This window comes from Noviherbaspirillum phoenicis (assembly GCF_047237965.1).
Taxonomy (GTDB): domain Bacteria; phylum Pseudomonadota; class Gammaproteobacteria; order Burkholderiales; family Burkholderiaceae_D; genus Noviherbaspirillum_A.
The window spans coordinates 2,812,435-2,830,250 of the sequence record NZ_JBDFLX010000001.1; the positions used below are offsets into that span (position 1 = coordinate 2,812,435).

The 17,816-nt window shown below is 66.6% G+C and carries 7 protein-coding genes; all 7 read right to left on the bottom strand.

The features are described 5' to 3' along the window. Nucleotides 1-248: 248 nt before the first annotated feature. The 7 genes from ABC383_RS12660 to ABC383_RS12690 all read right to left on the bottom strand — a co-directional run bounded on the left by ABC383_RS12660 (nt 249) and on the right by ABC383_RS12690 (nt 17,812). Nucleotides 249-8,624: a two-partner secretion domain-containing protein gene (locus tag ABC383_RS12660; protein ID WP_413014423.1), complete on the bottom strand. Its 8,376-nt coding sequence runs from the start codon at nt 8,622-8,624 to the stop codon at nt 249-251. Nucleotides 8,625-8,644: 20 nt separating this feature from the next. Then, complete coding sequence (locus tag ABC383_RS12665; RefSeq protein WP_413014425.1) at nt 8,645-10,378, bottom strand: ShlB/FhaC/HecB family hemolysin secretion/activation protein; 1,734 nt, start codon at nt 10,376-10,378, stop codon at nt 8,645-8,647. A gap of 235 nt (nt 10,379-10,613) precedes the next feature. After that, nucleotides 10,614-13,589: a putative bifunctional diguanylate cyclase/phosphodiesterase gene (locus ABC383_RS12670; RefSeq protein ID WP_413014427.1), complete on the bottom strand. Its 2,976-nt coding sequence runs from the start codon at nt 13,587-13,589 to the stop codon at nt 10,614-10,616. Nucleotides 13,590-13,685: 96 nt separating this feature from the next. After that, the gene (locus ABC383_RS12675; protein WP_413014429.1) at nt 13,686-14,456 is read right to left on the bottom strand and encodes a hypothetical protein; all 771 of its coding nucleotides are present in this window, start codon (nt 14,454-14,456) and stop codon (nt 13,686-13,688) included. Nucleotides 14,457-14,643: 187 nt separating this feature from the next. Further along, nucleotides 14,644-14,883: a hypothetical protein gene (locus ABC383_RS12680; protein WP_413014430.1), complete on the bottom strand. Its 240-nt coding sequence runs from the start codon at nt 14,881-14,883 to the stop codon at nt 14,644-14,646. A gap of 80 nt (nt 14,884-14,963) precedes the next feature. Beyond that, nucleotides 14,964-16,295, bottom strand: coding sequence for a dicarboxylate/amino acid:cation symporter (locus ABC383_RS12685; RefSeq protein WP_413014432.1), 1,332 nt, complete (start codon nt 16,293-16,295; stop codon nt 14,964-14,966). Nucleotides 16,296-16,477: 182 nt separating this feature from the next. Then, nucleotides 16,478-17,812 carry an Nramp family divalent metal transporter gene (locus tag ABC383_RS12690; protein ID WP_413014434.1) on the bottom strand — a complete coding sequence of 445 codons (1,335 nt, stop codon included), beginning with the start codon at nt 17,810-17,812 and terminating at the stop codon, nt 16,478-16,480. Nucleotides 17,813-17,816: the final 4 nt, after the last annotated feature.

Below are 17,816 nucleotides of genomic sequence, written 5' to 3' on the forward strand. Positions count from 1 at the left end.
CCAGACGAGAGAATGAAGGGCCGCGGGGATAAGGCGGCAACACGCATTACGCGGCCTTTTTGGCGTTGCTTCCCTGATCCGTAACCACGCGCAAAATTACAGTTCCGGGCAATGCCATCACCTTCAGGCCGCCTGGTTCTCTCAGGATGTCGCAGCTACGCCCTGTTGCGCACCAGGGGCCGTGATTCTTTGGCGATGCTGCAAATGGCTTGCCCTTGTACTGGCCAGGCACGCGCCGTTGCAGGCTTTCATCTGGCCACCGCTTCCTTGTTCTTTGCAGCCTCTGCCGCATCCGGCCTTGGGCCCGTGCTTCTTTTCACGCCACTGATGCCGGTATTGACCACGTTCTGCCTGTTCTTCTTCCTGCGCTGCTCCACGCTTTGCGCCCGGATCATCTGGCCCTGCGACTTGATCTCGGTGTTGACCAGCACTGCCTTGCCGCCGGCTTCCACCACCACGGCGCCGTCGGACTTCAGGATGCTGCCCTGAAAATTCTCGTTCTTCTCGGAACGCATTCCCGACTCGGCGCGACGGCTGTCGACGTTCTTGCTGCTGTCCGGCAGCTCGGCCTTTTTCCCCGCCAGCGAAGCGCTCACCTTCAGGGCCTCGTCGGTGCTGCGCGCGGCCTCCATCGTCACATTGCCGCCCGCAGCGACGGCGATGCCGCCACGGGCATCGATGGCCGTGCCTTCGAACAGCGTGTCGTCCCGGCTGCGCGTGCTCACGCTGCCGCCCGCGGTGATGGCAACCGCGGTGGCCTGGCTGGATTCCTGTTTTTCCACGGTGCCGGAAGCATTGACGGCATCCACTTTTGCTTTCATCACCTTGCCGTCATCGTCCGTGGCCTTGACGCGGGCGGTATTGATGCCGCCCTTGAATGCCTGTGCATTCGAGAACGCGTTGTCGCGGGCGGCCTGCAGGATCAATGCGCCGCCTGCCTCGATCGAAGCATCGCCTTTCGCCTCCAATGCCGCTCCCTCCAAGACAACTGCCTGTCCGCCCCTGATGGAGAGGTCGCCCCCGGCGCGGATAGCGCCGACGACAGCCTTGTTATCGGCGTCGTTTGACCGCTCGTAGCCGCCGCTGACGGCCAGGATGGCCTCTCGGTTGTCCTTGTCATTCCGGCCAGCTGCCAGATCCAGGCTACCGGTCACCTTGTCGGTGCCCGACTGGCTCCTGTCACGCGCCGCCCGGTAATCGATGTTGCCCGCGGCGCTGACGTCGGCATTGCCGCCCGCCGTCAGTTTCGTGCCTACCATCAGCAGGTCGCCCTGGCTGCGTATCGTCAGATCGCCGCCGGCGTCCAGGCCCGCCACCCGGGCGCTCGACCGGGTGGCATTGTCCGTGCTGTTTTTCAGTTGCCCTTTCAAGGCACCTTCCACAGCATAGTTGCTGCCCACGCCCGTGCCGGCGGAAAGCGTGCCGCTGGCGCTGGTGTCGGCGCTGCTGCTGGAAGCGCTGTTGCCCGCCGCCAGGATATCGATGCGGCGCCCGCTCAAGTCCAGCTTGCCGCCGCTTTTGATTTGCGTGCCCTCCATGCGCATTGCATCGGACGTGGATATGGCGATATTGCCTCCGGCCCTGATGCTCGACACGACAGCCGTCGCACTGCCGGCATCCTTCCGGGCCGACTTGTAGCTGTACTCGATCTGCGCGCCCACGCTGGCGCCGGCGCGCGTGTCGGTCTTGCTGTCCTGTTCCTTGTCGAGGGCATTGCCGCCCAGGTAGCCCAGGCCGGCGCTGGCGCTGGCGCTGGCATCGGCCGACGCGCCGGCGCCCGCCTTCGCGTACGACACCAGTCGTCCTGCATGGGCGCTGCTCTCGTCATGCCGGCTGGCGGTATTGCTGCCCGCCCTGCTTTCGAATGCGTCGGATTGCTGCACGACGTCGCCACCCGCCTCGATGGATGTGCCGACGTCGGTGATCCTGCCGGAAGCAATGCGGCTGACGTTGCCCTCCGCGGACACGATGCGGGTGGCTTTCGCCTGCGTGGACCCGGTGCTCTTGCCGGCGGTGCCATGCTTGAACTGCAAGCCCCCCTGCGCACCCGCATCGGCATTGGCGCTGGCCGACGCGGTGGCCGAAGCGCTGACGCTGGCACGTCCGGCATCGCGGTCGGCCAGCCCGTAAGCACCCGTATCATTGCCTTGCCTGGTCGCGGCGCTCATGCTGGTCTCGGCCTTCACGCTGGCCTTGGCCGATGCATCGGCCGAGGCCTCGGCCTTCAGCGCCAGGCCGAAACTGGTCTTGCTTTCGGTGCTGCCGGCTTCCCGGGAATCGGCGGCCACGCCAAACGCCATCTTGCGCGCCTTCAGGTCCACGCCCTCACGGCCGGAGAGCGTGCCGCCCTCGGTGCTCAAGCTGTCCACTGCGGTGATCTGCAGGTTGCCGCCGGCTGCGATGCTGGTTTCCAGGCTTTTCCCGGCGGCGCTGTTTTCCGTTGTCTGTTCGGTGCGAACCAGATCGACAATGTTGTCGCTCTTGGCCTTGACTGCGGCTTCTGCGCTGGCCTCCAGCGCGGCCTTTGCATCCAGCCCCTTGCCCCGGTCGCTTCCCATCGTTGTGGCCTTGGCCTCGGCACTGGCATTGGCCGAAGCACTGGCGCTGGCGGTATTGTTCGACTCGGCCAGCAAGCCGACATCGGTCACCTTCGACGTCTTGCTGCTGGCGCTGGTTTCCGCGGCCGACGTGATGCGCACGCTCCTGCCGGACATGCGGATGTCACGCTCGGCCCGCACGGCAGCGCTTTGAATGTCCAGTGCGTCCGCGGCCTTGATCTCCACTTCCCTGCCCGACAGACTGGACCGCGCCAGGCTGGCTTCTTCCTCGCGCTCGGTATCGACCTGGCTGCGCATCAGGTTCAGTTCGCCCTTGCCTGTTGCGCTGGCCTCCGCCTTTGCCCCGGCTTTTGCCGATGCGGCTTTGGTGGCGACCTGCGTGGCAGGCTTGTTGTCTGCCGTGACAGGCTTTTCCCTCGTCTGCGTGCCGGTCAGTGACTGGCTGGCAGCCTTGCCGCTGCGCTTGCTGGTTTCGTCGACCTTGCCCTTCTTGTCGACCGAACGGCTGGTGCTCACCGAGGTTTCGGCCATGGCGATGGCGCGATTGGACGTGGTGTCGCCCTTGCTGCCATCCACCGTGGACACGCCATCCACATCCTTGTAAGCCTGCTTCTGCAGCTTGTCGGATGCGCTGGCCTGGGCGGAAGCGCTTGCCGCTTTCTCCACCTTGCTGGAGGTCGACGTGGCCAGAAAGCTGGTGGTTTCGGTTACCTTCTCACTGGTGGCGGCGGTCTTCCCGGACTGCAGCGTGACCTGGTCACCAGTAAGCAGCAGCTTGTCCTTCGCCGAAATGTCGGAGCCGCTCACCACCAGGTCCTTGCCTGCCAGCAGACTGCCCTTTCCGCCCGCAGCCAGGGCGGATTGTCGATTCTGCTGCTCGGTCTTCTTCTCCGTCGTGGTCTGGATGCCATACAAGCCGCCGCCCACGCCGAAGCCGCTCTTGCCGGACTGCTTGCTGCTCGATTCCGTGTCGGTACGGGCGATGACGTCGAGATGTTCCCCGGCATCCAGGACCATGTCCTTGCCGCTGTCGAGCCGGGAGCCGGCGATCAGCATATCCGTGCCGGCGGATGCGTCCAGGTTTCCGCCCGCGCTCAGCACAGAGGCATGGCCCTTGACGCTGCCCACGCCCGAGCGCGCCTGATGCTCGTCTTGCGTATCGATCTGCACTGTCCGCCTCGCCTCAATGGCCAGATCTTTCTTTGCTGCTGCCTTTGCGCCCTTGAAATTGACGTTTTCGGCGGAGATCAACAGGTCGGCGCCACTGTCCACGGTGGCAGTCCTGCCCATGTCGGTATGGGCGAACAGATCCCCGCCGCCCTTGACCACTGCCACGGTTTCATTGATGAAGTCCCCCCCTGCCGCGATCACTGCGTCGCCGGCCTTCATGCTGCCGCTCAGATTGCGCACGTCGCCGGCGCTCCTGACCGCGAGCTTGCCGTCGGCCTTGATCGCGCCGCCATGGTTGGTCAGCGACGCCACATTGGCGTCGATACTGCCGGCGGCAATCACAGGGCCGCTGGCGTACCCCTTCCTGGTGGCTTGCGACAGATAAACGACGGGCATCAGCACCTTCCTGCCCTTGATTTCCACTTCCACCATCCACACCATGTCGCTTTCCACCGCCGCCGCCTGCTCGTCGGACAAGGCGCGGCCAAACACCAGGCCCAGCGCTTCGAGCTGGTCGACGCTGCTTTCCATCAGCGACTGCATTTGCGCAGCCTCGCCGACGCCGGTCTGCAGCAGGTTGCGACCGACCTGCGCGATCAGCTGCTGCCGCACGATCTGGTTCTCGTACGCGGCGTCGCCGAGCCGCCGCTGCACCTTGTCCGGGTCAAGCTGCAGCAGCTTGACCAGGTAATCCGAGCCGACCACGGCCGGCGCCTGGGATGGGGACTGCGGCTGGAAATTGACCGTGGCGGCAGGCGGCGAAACGAACAGGGGATTGGTTTCCACCAGGTAGCGGGCCTGCGGGTCCCTGGAAGGAACGAAATAGCCGTTGGGATTGGTGGGCAGGCGCAGGTTGGCAACGTCAAATGGCAGCGCGCCAACCTGGCTCCCGGAGTTACTGTCGGCAACGATCGCCATGGCGGCGTCGCCAGCCAGCCATGTATTGTCGTCCGGCACCGGCAGCCTGCTGGCCGATCGCGCCTGCACCGTCGGCGAAAAGGGCGACCCCAGGTTCAGCAGGCTGGCGCCCTGGACGTTCAGCTTTCCGGCATAAATACCCGCATCATAGGTCTTGATCGTCTTGCGGCCGACCTCGTTCACATAACTGGCCGCCCTGGCCGCCTCCGCGCTGGCGGCCTGGCTGGTAAAACACGTTCCCCCATTGCAGGAGAACCTGGCTGCACTTTCCGGATACCAGTAAGTGACTGTGTCCGGATGGAACAGGCTCTGCAGCTCGACCTTGGTCCAGCGCCGTTCGCGGTCATAGGCGTCAAGATGCAGGTCGGCATTGACGAAGCCCGCGCCGTCGGGCTTGCTGCTGTAGAGGTTGACAGTGGGAGCGGACAACAGCGACGCCCGGTTTTCTCCCTGCGCGCCGTAATCGATCGACAAGGTTCTGCCGGCAATGATGCGCCCCCGCACTTCCGGCAGCGGGCTGACCAGTTCCTGGGCGACGCTTTCCTTTTCCTCGTACAAGGTCGTGACATAGCGCGTGAAGAGGTCGATATCCTCGACGCGCGACGTGGCGCTGACGGGCGAGCTCGTCACCTTCTCGATCACGGCAGGCACGCCGCCCGCGGGCAGATTGCGAAAGGCATTGGTAACGGCAATGTCGATATCGCGGGTCGCACTGACGGCGTTGTAGTTATCGAAGACGCCTGCCCTGATCACGACATCCCCGCCGTCCATCGTGCCGCTGCTGCGGTTGACGATGGCCTGGTCGGGCGCGGACAGGGTCAGCAGGCCGGCTGCATACAGCGTGCCGCTGTTGTCCAGCCCATGGGCGTTGAGATGCAGCGACAGGTTGGCAAGGGAAGACATGCCGCCGGTATCGCCGTTCATCACGCTGCCCGCCTGGATGCGCATGCGGCCGCCGCTGTGGATGGCGCCGCGGTTTTGCAGGGCAGCATCGATCGACATGCTGCTGGCGCTGCCGTCCAGGCCGGCAAGGATCACGGCGGCGCCGTTGTCATTGTCGAGGCTGCCGGCACGCAGGTCGGCAGCGCCATCCGACTGGATGCGCGCGCTGTTGGTCAGCTCCCTTGCATTGATCGCCAGGCGCCCTGCCTGGAGCATGGCGCCTGGCGTGTTGTGCAGCAAATCGAGCATGGCGCCATCGGCGCCCAGCGCGAGCAGCCCGTCGGCGCGAATGGTCCCGAGGTTGGTCACGGCGAGCTGCATGTCGGGACCGGCGATGCGCACAAGGTTCTCGCCCAGGATGCGCCCGGCCTTCTCGTTGACCAGGTAGCCGCGCGAGAACAGATCGATATCGGCCGCGGCCTGGATCAGGCCGCGATTGAGCAGGATATTGTCCACGTTCAGCAAGGCTGCGCCTGCGCTCTGCAGCGTGCCGGCGTTCTCGATGGCGGTGGCGGTCAATGCCAGCGACCGGGCGCCGTCCTGGTTGAGCATGGCGCCGCTGTTGCGCAACTGGCCGCCGACGACGGCATCCAGGCCGGCATCCGCCTGCACCTTCCCGTCGTTATCCAGCCGGGCGGCAGACAGCTTGAGCGGTCCGCCCCGTGCATGGATCGTGCCGCCCGCTTCGTTCACAGCCTCCGCTGCAAGGCCAAGCGTCATCGCGGCGCCCGACTGCATGACACCGCTGTTGCGCAGCGTGCCGCCATTCAGGTTCATGTGCCCGTCGCTGGCGATCATGCCTTCGTCATGGTTATGCAGGCTGGAGCCGGCCGGCGCCTGCAGGACCAGGTCCTTTCCCGAAGCCAGCAGGCCGCGATTGTCGAACGTGAATCCGGCGCCGCCAAGCATCAGCACACCGTTGGCGCCGCGCAGGATGCTGCCGGCATCGCGATTGCGCAGCGCCGCCGCGCCCAGGACCAGGGTATCGCCGCGGATGCGTCCGCTATTGTCGATGGCGCCGTCGGCCATGACCCGGCTTGCGCCGGACGCGTCGATCCAGCCGCTGTTGTCGATGCTGCCGGCGCGCAGCAGCATGGCGCCGTCGGCGCCGCCGTCGATGCCGCGCAGCGTCAGCATCGTGCCCCGATTGACCAGGGCGCCGCCTGCAATGACATCCAGCGCGCCGGCCGATTGCACGGCGCCCTGGTTGTCCACTGTCGCCCCGGAAAGTGCGACCTGGCTGCCGGCCGCCGTATTGGCCAGGCTGGCGCCGGCGCGGTTGAGCATGCCGCCGCTGACGGACACGGCGAGACGCTCGCTGGCCTGGATGCGGCCTGCGTTGTCCAGGCTGTCGCCGGCGATATCGACCGATGCGCCGACCAGGCTGCCGCTGTTGCCCAACGCCAGTCGCTCACCGGCGGCGCCGATGGCAAGCGCGTTGCCCTGCATCCTGCCGCTGTTCTCCACGGCGAGCGTGGCGTCGGGTGCGGCGGCGCGCACGCTCAACGCCCGCGACGCCAGCAGTTCGCCGGCATTGCGCAATGTGCCCCGTGCAGTCAGCGCCATGTCGCGGCGGGCTTCGATATCGGTGCCGGCGCCCACGGCAAGCTGGCCGCCGGCGGCCAGCCGCACGTCGGTGCCGCTGACCAGTCGGGTGGCATCGAGCGCCATGCCGGCGCCGGTGGCGATGCGCAGCTCGCTTTCCGCGGCATTGGCATCGGCGCCGCTATAGAACAGCGCGCCATCACTGAGGAAGGTGCCGGCGGCCAGTCCGAAGCGGGAGCCGGCGCCCCAGCGTGCGCCCTGAATGCTTGCAGCGCCGCTGAAGATTGCATCGACCCGGCCATTGGCGGCGCGGCTGGCCTGGCTGACGGACCGGTCCGTCAGGTCGCGTGCGCGCAGCACCAGGTCGGCGCCGGCCTTGAGCTCCGCGCCCGACAGCATGAGCTCGCCCGGCGTGCTGGCATGCAGCGCGGCGCCGGCGGTGACCGATGCCCTGCTTGCCTGGCCAGCGTCGTCGAGGGTACCGGGATCGGCGATCTCGATGCCGGCCGCATCGCCGGTCTGCGCCAGCGCCACGTTGCGCGCTGCCGACAACCGGCCGTGCAGCTGGATGCGGCCAGCGGCATCGAGCGTGAAGTCGTCGGCCCTGGCGGCGGCTTCGCCCCGCATGCGCACACCCACGCCGGCTTCGGTCGCCACCAGCCTGATGCGGTCGGCATAGATGCCGCCCAGCCTGCTGCTGTCGATCGCATAGGCCGGCGCCGGGCCGACGCCGGTGGCGCCGCCGCTGACGGTACGGCCGGCGTAATCCCACTGCGCCAGGCCGGTGGTGACATGCAGGTCCCTGGCGTTGAGCGGGCCATCGAGCCTGAGCGAACGGGTCACGATGTCCAATAGCTGCTGATCGCTGGCATTCATGCCCTGGCCCTGCACCAGCACGTCGCCTGTCCTGACATGCAATGCGTTGAGGCTGCCATTGGCGCCGAATACCGGCGTACCGGTGCTGAGCGTCACGCGGTCGGCATTGATGAAGCCGCAGCCGCTGCAGGTGATGCCGTACGGGTTGGCCACGATCACATCGGCGCGTCCGCCGAGCACTTCGGTGAAGCCAGCCAGCACGCTGCGCTGCGGCGCCACGACCTCGTTGAGAATCAGCCTGGCTTCGGCGCCCAGCGCGGCATTGGCATCGACCTGCCCGGCCAGGACCGACTGGCGCCTGGCCATGCTGTTGTTGAGCACCAGGCCACGGCTGTCGACGTCATAGCGCTGATACTGGTTATAGGACAGGCCCGCGCCGTTGGCGGCATTGATGTTGACCACCGGGATGCCGTTGGCCGACACGGTGGCCCTGGTGGCGCTGCCCGGCGCCGATGCCGGGACGACGGTAGCGGCGGGCACTTGCGCATGCGCCAGGCCGGCAGCGGCCAGGCAGCAGGCGGCCAGAACGGCGCGCCCCCCGCGCCGCGCCGTTTCCGGCGCGACCAGATAGGCGCCGTGCGACGCACTCCATACAAGACAGTAAGCGTGGTTCATGAGGTTTTCCCATCGGGAGATCAGAGCGTCAACGACAGCCTGAGCCAGGTCTGGCTGGCTTCGCGCGGCAGGAAATCCGGCTGCGACAGCCGGCGGGCGTTGAACAGGTCGACCGAGATGCCGGCCCAGGTCGCCGACAGGCCGACCGCGATGCCGGCCAGCCGGCCGCCGGGCACGTCGGGAGCGCGGTTGCTCACGCCGCCGATGTCCACGCCGAGATAAAAGCGCACCGGCACGGCCACGCTGCCCAGCGCAAGCGCAGGCTGCACGGACACTTCGTTGCGGCTGGTCCAGCCATGGTCTCCGGACAGGGTGTTGTTGCGAAAGCCGCGAATGCTGTAGATGCCGCCGATTAGCACCTGCTCCGAGCCGTACAGCACCTGCTGCGCCCTCTGTGCATTGAACTGCGTGGAAAACTGCAGGTCGGCATTGGCGACGGAAAACGGCAACAGGTAGCCCAGTCCCAGCTTGAACTTGCCGAATTGCGCATGCGGCGCACTGTCGGGCAGACCGTCGGCGTCGCGCAGCGCGCCGCCCAGCTTGACGCCGCGCGCATAGCCCAGGCTGGCGGTGGCAACGCCGCCCAGCATCAGGCTGCTGCCAGTGGTGTCGAGATCCAGCACACTGAGCGAGCGGCTGCTCAGGCGCAGATACTGGTCCGCCAGGTAATTGCTGGACTCCTTGGCGGTGAGCATGGCGGCGACAGTCCAGCGGCTGACCCGGTCGCGGTGCAGTACCTGTTCCAGCCGGATGTTGCCGGCCTGGCTATGCCCGCGAAACTGCAACGCGGCGCCGGAAGGCGCCTCGACGGTGGAGACGAACTGGGAGCGCAGGGCCGACAGGCTGAGCGTGGCATAGCCGAACGGGACGATCAGGTTCAGGCTGCTGCTCTGGCTGGACTTGCTCCCGGCATCGCTTGGCTGGGAACGGCGATGGGTCAGCAGCAGCAGTTCATTCAGGCCGAGCAGCCGGTCCGCCGAAAGCGATACGCTCACCTGGTTTCTGCCGGTGCTGTCGGAGCCCTGGTTGTCCGCGCCCAGCGTCGCGCGGTAGCGGCTGGACGGCGCGTTCCGGATGAGCACGTCGCTGGCGCCCGGCCAGCTGCCGGGCAGGATGTCGAGCTGGGCCCGGTTCGATTCCAGGCGGTTGAGCTGGTCGATGCCCTGTTCGAAATCGCGCAGATTGAACAGCGTGCCGGGCGCCGGAAAGACATTCGCCGGATTGATGCTCCCGCGCGCGCCCTCGTCGAGCAAAATATTTTCCACCACGCCTTCGACCACCTGGATTTCCAGTACGCCGCCCGACAGGTCCTGGCTGGGCAAATAGGCGCGGGTCGTTATCAGGCCCTGCTCCAGGTAGTGCCTGGTGATCGCCGCCAGCATGCGCTCGATGTCGGCCACGCCCAGGCAACGTCCGGCATGGCCTTCCACGATCTGCCGCCGCGCGGACGCGCTCAAGCTGCTGGCGCCGCTGATGACGATGCGCCGGATGTCGCGGCAGGCGGCCTCCGCGGGGCCAGCCGCGGCGCCGGCGGCAGGCGCCATCGCGCCGGTATCGGCGCCGCCGGGCCCGGGCTCCGGCAACCTTGCGCCGTCGATGTCGCGCTGGATGCGCTGCTGGTTCTGGCGCTGCAGGATCTCGGCTTGCCGCGCAGCCGCCGCCTCGGCGGCGTTTTGCGCGTGGGACGGCACGCCGGTCAGCGCAAGCGACAGGACAAGACACAGCAGCAGCGGCGCGAAAGCAGCAGTCGGCATGGTTGGCTTCGACCGGGAAATGGGCGGCAGGCGCGATGATGACTGCCGGAGGCGGTATTGGCTTACATAGTCGGTTACTGCCTGAAACGCTTAGTTCCATCCGCAATCGACCGGCAAATGGAAGCAAGCTGCAGGCGGTGCGGGGCGATAAATGCTGGGTTTCGCACGGAAATACGCCAGCGGCGGAAAGGTGCAGCAAGGGCGGGCAGGCGCTTGCTGCCGGTGCCGCGCGCCGTTATTCGCCCTGGCGCGGACGCACCAGGGCGATCAGGTCGGGCGCGGCGGCGGCGCCCAGGGTCAGCACATAGGTGCGCATGGCTTCGTCCTCGATGAAGCCGGCGGCGGAGGTGAAGCGCAGCAGGGTATCCGGCGCCTGCGACCTGGCCACCGCATAGCCCTGCACATAATCCACGCCCAGTTCGGCCAGCGCCTGCACGGTGGCCTGGTCTTCCGCCCATTCCGCAATGGTGCGCATGCCCAGGCTGGCGGCCAGCGTGACGATGGCCTCGACGATGGTGATGTTGGCCGGATCGTCGTTCATGTCGACGATGAAGCTGCCGTCGATCTTCACCACGTCGGCCGGCAGGTCCCTGAGATAGGAGAAGGAGGTGTAGCCGGCGCCAAAGTCGTCCAGCGCGATCTTCACGCCATGGCTGCGCACCTGGTCGATGAAGCGGCGGGTGTTGTCGAGGTCGTGCAGCGCCACGCTTTCGGTGATTTCCATGCACAGGCAGCGGGCCGCGTCCGGGTTGGCGGCCAGCATCGCGAAGGTGTCCTGCACGAAGCGCTCGTCGTTGAGCGAGGCGCCGGACAGGTTCATGCAGACGAACTGGGTGCGGCCGAGGCGCTCCCTGCTGGCCGACAGCCAGTCCAGCGTGGTTTTCAGCACCCAGCGGTCAATCATGCCGATGCGGCCGCAGCTTTCCGCCGCCGGGATGATGCGCCCGGCGGTAATGACGTTGCCGTCGCGTTCGCGCATGCGCAGCAGCACCTCGAAATTGAGCGAGCCATGCGGCGCCGACAGCGACATGATGGGCTGCATTTCCAGGAACAGGAAATCGCCGATGTCCGGCGCCGACAATTGCTCGACCAGACGCAGTTCGGCCTGGCGCTCCCGGAACACCGCCGAGCCGCGCTCGTAGACCACCAGGCCGTCGCTGGCGGTGCTCTTGGCGGCGCGGCAGGCGCGGTCGGCGTTGGCCATCAGGTCGCGGATCGCGGCGCCGGGCTCGACTTCGATCAGGCCGATCGAGCCGCGCACCTGGAAAGCCTTGTCGCCCAGCCGGTAGGGCTCGGTGCCGATGCAGTCGATGATGCCGCGGCAGGTCCATGCGGCCGGGCCGATGGCGGTGTCGGGCATGACGATCACGAATTCATCGCCGCCCACCCGGCCGATCTGCTGCCCGCCCTGCAGCATGGAGCGGATGCGCTGGCACACCAGTTTCAGGATCTCGTCGCCGGCGGCATGGCCGTACAGGTCATTGATCAGCTTGAAGCGGTCCAGGTCGAGATAGGCCAGCGTCAGCGGCCTGCCCTGCGCCAGCTGGGCGATCGCCTCGGTCAGCACGGCTTCGATGCCGCGCCGGTTGCAGACCTTGGTCAGCGGATCGTTCAGCGCCAGGAAACGCAGTTCCTCGGTGGCCATGCGCTGCGCCGTCACATCCTGCAGCGAACCTTCGATCTTGCCGTTGGCCAGGGTGGCCTTGACCAGGAAATGGCGCTGCGGCGTCTCCGGCGCCAGCGCCGGGGCGCTGGAGAGTTCCAGTTCGACATGATGCTGGAGGCGCGCCATCTGCTGCAGGCTGCTCCAGGCATGGCCGCTGAAATGCCGGCTCCACTGGTTGCGGCCCGGCGCCAGCACATCGTCGCCCAGCATCCGCTTCAGCGCCGGATTGGCCGACAGCAGCTGGCCCTGCAGGTCCAGCGTGAACAGGCCGATCGGCATCGCATCGAAGGCATTGCGCAGCGCGGCCTGCGCCGCCAGCCGCTGCTGCTGCTCTTGGCGCATCTGCTCGGCAATCGCCAGCGCCGCCAGCAGGCTCGACGACAGCGCGGCGGTGACGCTGTTGACGGTGCCGATCAGCGCATGCATGCCGAGCGCCGCGGCGAATACTTCATAGAGGCTGGCCAGCAGCGTCACCGCGATCGAGGCGCTGTACCAGACCGCGCTGCGCGACGGCACGATGAACAGGATGCGGGCCAGGAAGAACACCAGCACGCCGGTGCAGATGCCGGTGGCGGCCCAGATGAAGGGCAGGAAGTCATGAAACGGCAGCAAGACCGACAGCAGCAGCAGCGGCAGGCAGGTCCATTGCGCCAGCCGCAGCAGCCAGCCATAGCCGACCCTGGCGAGGTCGCTGCGGAACAGGGTGCAGAACAGCATGATGGTCAGGGTGTAGTACAGCGCCGTGGTCAGCAGCCTGATCTTGGGCAGCCACTCGGTGGGCAGGTTGCGGCCCAGCCACTGGATGTCCCAGCCGCCCGACAGCGCCGCCATGCGCAGGTTGATCACCAGCCAGGCGGCGAACAGCACATAGGTGCCGGAGCGCAGGATCAGCGCCGTGATCAGCACGAAGGCGGCCAGCACCAGCAGGCCGCCGTCGAGCAGGCCGGCGTTGCGATGGAACTCGTAGGCGGAGAGCTGCAGGCGGTCGGCCGGCCACTGCATGACCGACAGCGCCGCCGGACCGATGAAGCGCATCCGGCACAGCACCTCGGTGGACGTGCCCGGCGCCAGCGCGAACCCGGCCTTGATGCGGGTGACGCCGCCCTCGGTGCCGGCGCGGCTGCCGCTGCCCAGCGGCGCCAGGCTGCGCGCATCCCAGCAGCGCAGGTCCAGCGTATGGCGCGACGGAAACTCCAGCATCACGGGCGCGCCCTGTGCCGGCGCTGCGGTGGAAAAGGCGATCCAGAAAGGGGTTTCGGCAAGCTTGGTATGAAAGCGCTCAAAGGCCGGCTGGCCGTTGAGCCGGGCCAGCGCCGCTGCCGGATCTTCCGCGCCCTGCCCGACCGGCGCCTCGGGCGCGACGCGGAACATCAGCGTCTCGCCCTTGCCTGAGGGGTAATGGCCGCTCCAGGCAGTCAGCGCCAGCAGGGTTGCCAGGCCGATCAGGGCCGGCGCCAGATACACCGACAGCAGGTACAGGGCATTCTCGAGACGCGTGCGTCCGTGGAAGGGATTGCTGTCAGGCTGCAGGAGAGTGCCGTGCATAGTGCGTCATTTCCGTGCGGCGCCCGCATCGGTCACGGGCTGCCGGCTAACGTAATGACGTTACGTTAGCTGAAATGGCGCTGCGCAATGGCCGGCTTACGCAGCCAGCTTGTCCATGCGCATGGAATTCACGTAATTCCCCGCTACCGGCAGGGCCAGGCGACCGGGTGCGTCGCCGGCCGCATCGAGCAGGATGTCCGGGTGGACGGTGCGGAAGATGAAGTCGTACAGCGGGTGGCCGGCCGCGGCCCAGCGCCGCTCGGCGCTGTCCACCTCGAACGACATCACCCGGTGCGGCAGGTTGCCGGCATGGCGCAGCGGGATGTAACCGGCGTCGGGATAGACATCGTCGAACAGCAGCCGCTCGTACTGGCGGTCGATCGGCGCGCGCCCGGCAATCACCATCCACTCGATGCCGGCCTGCTGGCAATACTGGAAGAATGCCTTGAACAGCACGGTCTTGACCATGCGCCCGACACGCTGCTCGGTGACGCCGAGCCGGGCCGCCTCGGCCAGCGGCCGGCCGGCAAGGCTGGCCGGCAGCGTGATCGACTGCTCCAGCGCCAGCGGCTGGAAGCGGTTGGTCTGAATGCGCATCGTGCCCAGCGCCGCGCCGTCGAGCTTGGATTCGGCCAGCAGAACGGCGACACCGGGCCGCAGGTCGAGCGCCTCGGGCGCGCCCAGTGTCTGCGCGAATTCCGGAAGATGACGGCCATAGGCGGCCTGGCGTATCTGCACCGCCTTCATCAGCGCGCTTCTGCCGCTGACCACGCGCACGGTAAAAGGCAGGGCCTGCTCGGCGCGGCCGGAAAGCGGCATGGCCGGGCGGCTGGAATGGGCGACGGCGTCGAGGTAGCTCTGGCTCATGGTGTCTCCTTTGTTATTGGAGACGTCATCTTATTTCTTTATGGAAATAATTCAATAGAGAAATTTTAACTTTCCGCTAAAAATTTTCTTTTTTTATCAAATACTTATGTCATTTCTGCAAGAGCATGACGGGATGACATCACCAGCAGGGCACCGCTTCAGCGTTTTCCCGACCGGCGCCGCGGCATCAGAACCCCAGGCACTGCAGATAAGTCGGCAGGCTGGCGGTACAGGCGGGCAATTGCTCGGGCAGATGGCGATACAGCAGCCATGCCAGCAGCACGCCGCTGGCCAGCACGGCCAGCGCCAGCGGCCCGCGCGGCGCGCCGCCGCGCCGTGCCGCATTCGACATCAGCCATGTCAGCAGCAGCTGCGCGCCCAGGGCAAGCAGCGCCATCAGCAGGAACCGGATGCTGTGATTGGCCATCGGGAGGGAAAAGGGAAAATTGCGGAGGGGAAGGAAAACCAAAAGGGGCGGCAGGCGCCGCCCCCGGGTGCGCCAGGCGGTCAATGCCTGGTGTCTGCGGCCATGTGGGCCTCGCTGCGGTCCAGCACCGCTTCCGGCTCCTCGGCCTCCTCATCGGTTTCATTGTTGAGCTGGCGCTGCATGCGCGCCGCATCGAGGTCGCCGGTCATGCGGCCGACCACCACGGTGGCCACGCCGTTGCCGATCAGGTTGGTCAGGGCGCGCGCTTCCGACATGAAGCGGTCGATGCCGAGGATCAGCGCCAGGCCGGCGACCGGCACGCCGCCCACCGCCGACAGCGTGGCCGCCAGCACGATGAAGCCGCTGCCGGTCACGCCGGCCGCGCCCTTGGAGGTCAGCAGCAGCACCGCCAGCAGCGTGATCTGCTGGGTCAGCGTCATCGGCGTGTTGGTGGCCTGGGCGATGAACACCGCCGCCATGGTCAGGTAGATCGAGGTGCCGTCCAGGTTGAAGGAATAGCCGGTCGGGATCACCAGGCCGACCACGGACTTCTTCACGCCCAGGTTTTCCATCTTGGCCATCATGCGCGGCAGCACCGACTCCGACGACGAGGTGCCCAGCACGATCAGCAGCTCTTCCTTGATGTACTTGATGAATTTCCAGATCGAGAAGCCATTGAGGCGGGCAATGGTGCCCAGCACCACGAAGATGAAGATCAGGCAGGTGGCGTAGAAGGTGCCCATCAGCTTGCCCAGCGACAGCAGCGAACCCACGCCGTACTTGCCGATGGTGAAGGCCATGGCGCCGAAGGCGCCGATCGGGGCCACCTTCATGATGTAGCCGACGATGACGAACAGCACATGCGACAGCTTTTCAATGAAGTCGAACACCAGCGTGCCGCGGCCGCCGAAGCGGTGCAGCGCGAAGCCGAACAGCACCGCAAACAGCAGCACCTGCAGGATCTCGCCCTTGGCGAAGGCGTCCACCACGGTGCTCGGGATCACGTTGAGCAGGAATTCGGTGGTGTTCTGCATCTTGCCCGGGCCGGTATAGGCGGCGATGCCCTTGGTGTCGAGCGAAGCAGGGTCGATGTTCATGCCCACGCCCGGCTGCACCAGGTTGACGATCACCAGGCCCACCACCAGCGCGATCGAGCTGACGATTTCAAAGTACAGCAGCGCCAGGCCGCCGGTCTTGCCGACCTTCTTCATGTCTTCCATGCCGGCGATGCCGACCACCACGGTGCAGAAGATGATGGGCGCGATGATCATCTTGATGAGCTTGATGAAGCCGTCGCCGAGCGGCTTCATCGCCGTGCCGGATTCCGGATAGAAGTGGCCAAGCAGCACGCCGATCACGATGGCAAAGAGCACTTGCACATACAGGGACCGGTAGAAAGGTTTTCGGGTCATGGATTGCCTACTAAAAAGAGTCTGGTACGGACAGTAAGGCGCGGATTTTGACCATCGGGCGTTTGCCTCACAACTGTGGATATCCACAAGCGGGCCGGACGAGTCGATGTTTTACCGCCGCCGCGCCGGGCTGAAGTTGCGCCGCGCCAAAGGATGCTGTGCTGCCCTTTTGCACTACCGGTTCAGGAGGCCAGAAGCTCGCGGCCCAGGTTGAACAGCATCGTCATGTTGAGCGCAATGATCAGCAGCGCTACCGCCGACGCCAGCAGGGTCAGCCAGCGCGGGTTGACGAATCCGCCCATCCGGCTGCTGCTGGTGAACCGGATCAGTGGCACGATGGCAAACGGAAGTTGCAAGCTGAGAATGACTTGCGACAGCACCAGCAGCCGCGCCACGCCCGACTCGCCATACCAGGCCGCCACCAGCAGGGCCGGGACGATGGCGGCGGAGCGGGTTACCAGGCGGCGCACCCAGGGCTTCAGGCGCCATTGCAGAAAGCCTTCCATCACGATCTGGCCCGCCATGGTGGCGGTGATGGTCGAACTCTGGCCGGACGCCAGCAGCGCCAGCGCGAACAGGGTGCTGGCGACGGCGCTGCCCAGCATCGGCGAAAGCAGCCGGTGCGCATCCTGGATCTCGGCGACCTGGGTCTGGCCGCGCGCATGGAACACTTCGCCCGACACGATCAGGATGGCGGCATTGACCAGGAAGGCGAGGAACAGCGCGATGACGATGTCGATGGTGGCGAATTTGATCGCCTCGCGCTTGCCGGCGTCTCCCGGCGCGTGGGCGCGATGCTGCACGATCGAGGAATGCAGGTAGAGGTTATGCGGCATCACGGTGGCGCCGATGATGCCGATGGCGAGATAAAGCATGTCCGGATTGGCCAGCGCCTGCGGCGCCGGCACCATGCCGCCGGCGACGTCGGCCCAGTCCGGCTGGGCCATGGCCAGCGTGATGGCGAAGCAGCAGAAGATCAGCGTCAGAAGCGCAATGATCATGGCCTCCAGGTAGCGCATGCCGCGCGCCTGCAGCCAGAACACCAGCAGCACGTCGAGCGCGGTCAGCGCCACGCCCCACGGCAGCGGAATATGGAACAGCAGATTGAGCGCAATGGCGCTGCCGATCACCTCGGCCAGGTCGCAGGCGCAGATGGCGATTTCACAGAGGATCCATTGCAGCAGGCCGGACAGGCGGGAAGAATTGGCGCGGCAGGCCTGGGCCAGGTCCAGCCCGGTCACCACGCCCAGCCGGATCGCCAGCACCTGCAGCAGGATGGCCATCAGGTTCGACAGCATGATCACCCACAGCAGCGCATAGCCGAAGCCGGAGCCGGCGGCCAGGTCGGTGGCCCAGTTGCCGGGGTCCATGTAGCCGACCGCGATCAGGTAGCCGGGTCCCATGAAGCCCAGCAGCCGACGCAGCCAGCGGCCGGGCGGCAACGGGTGCGGGCCTGCCGCACGGGGCGGCAGGCCCGCATCGACAGCGACGCTGTCGATGGGCGGCGGCGGCGTCACGCAG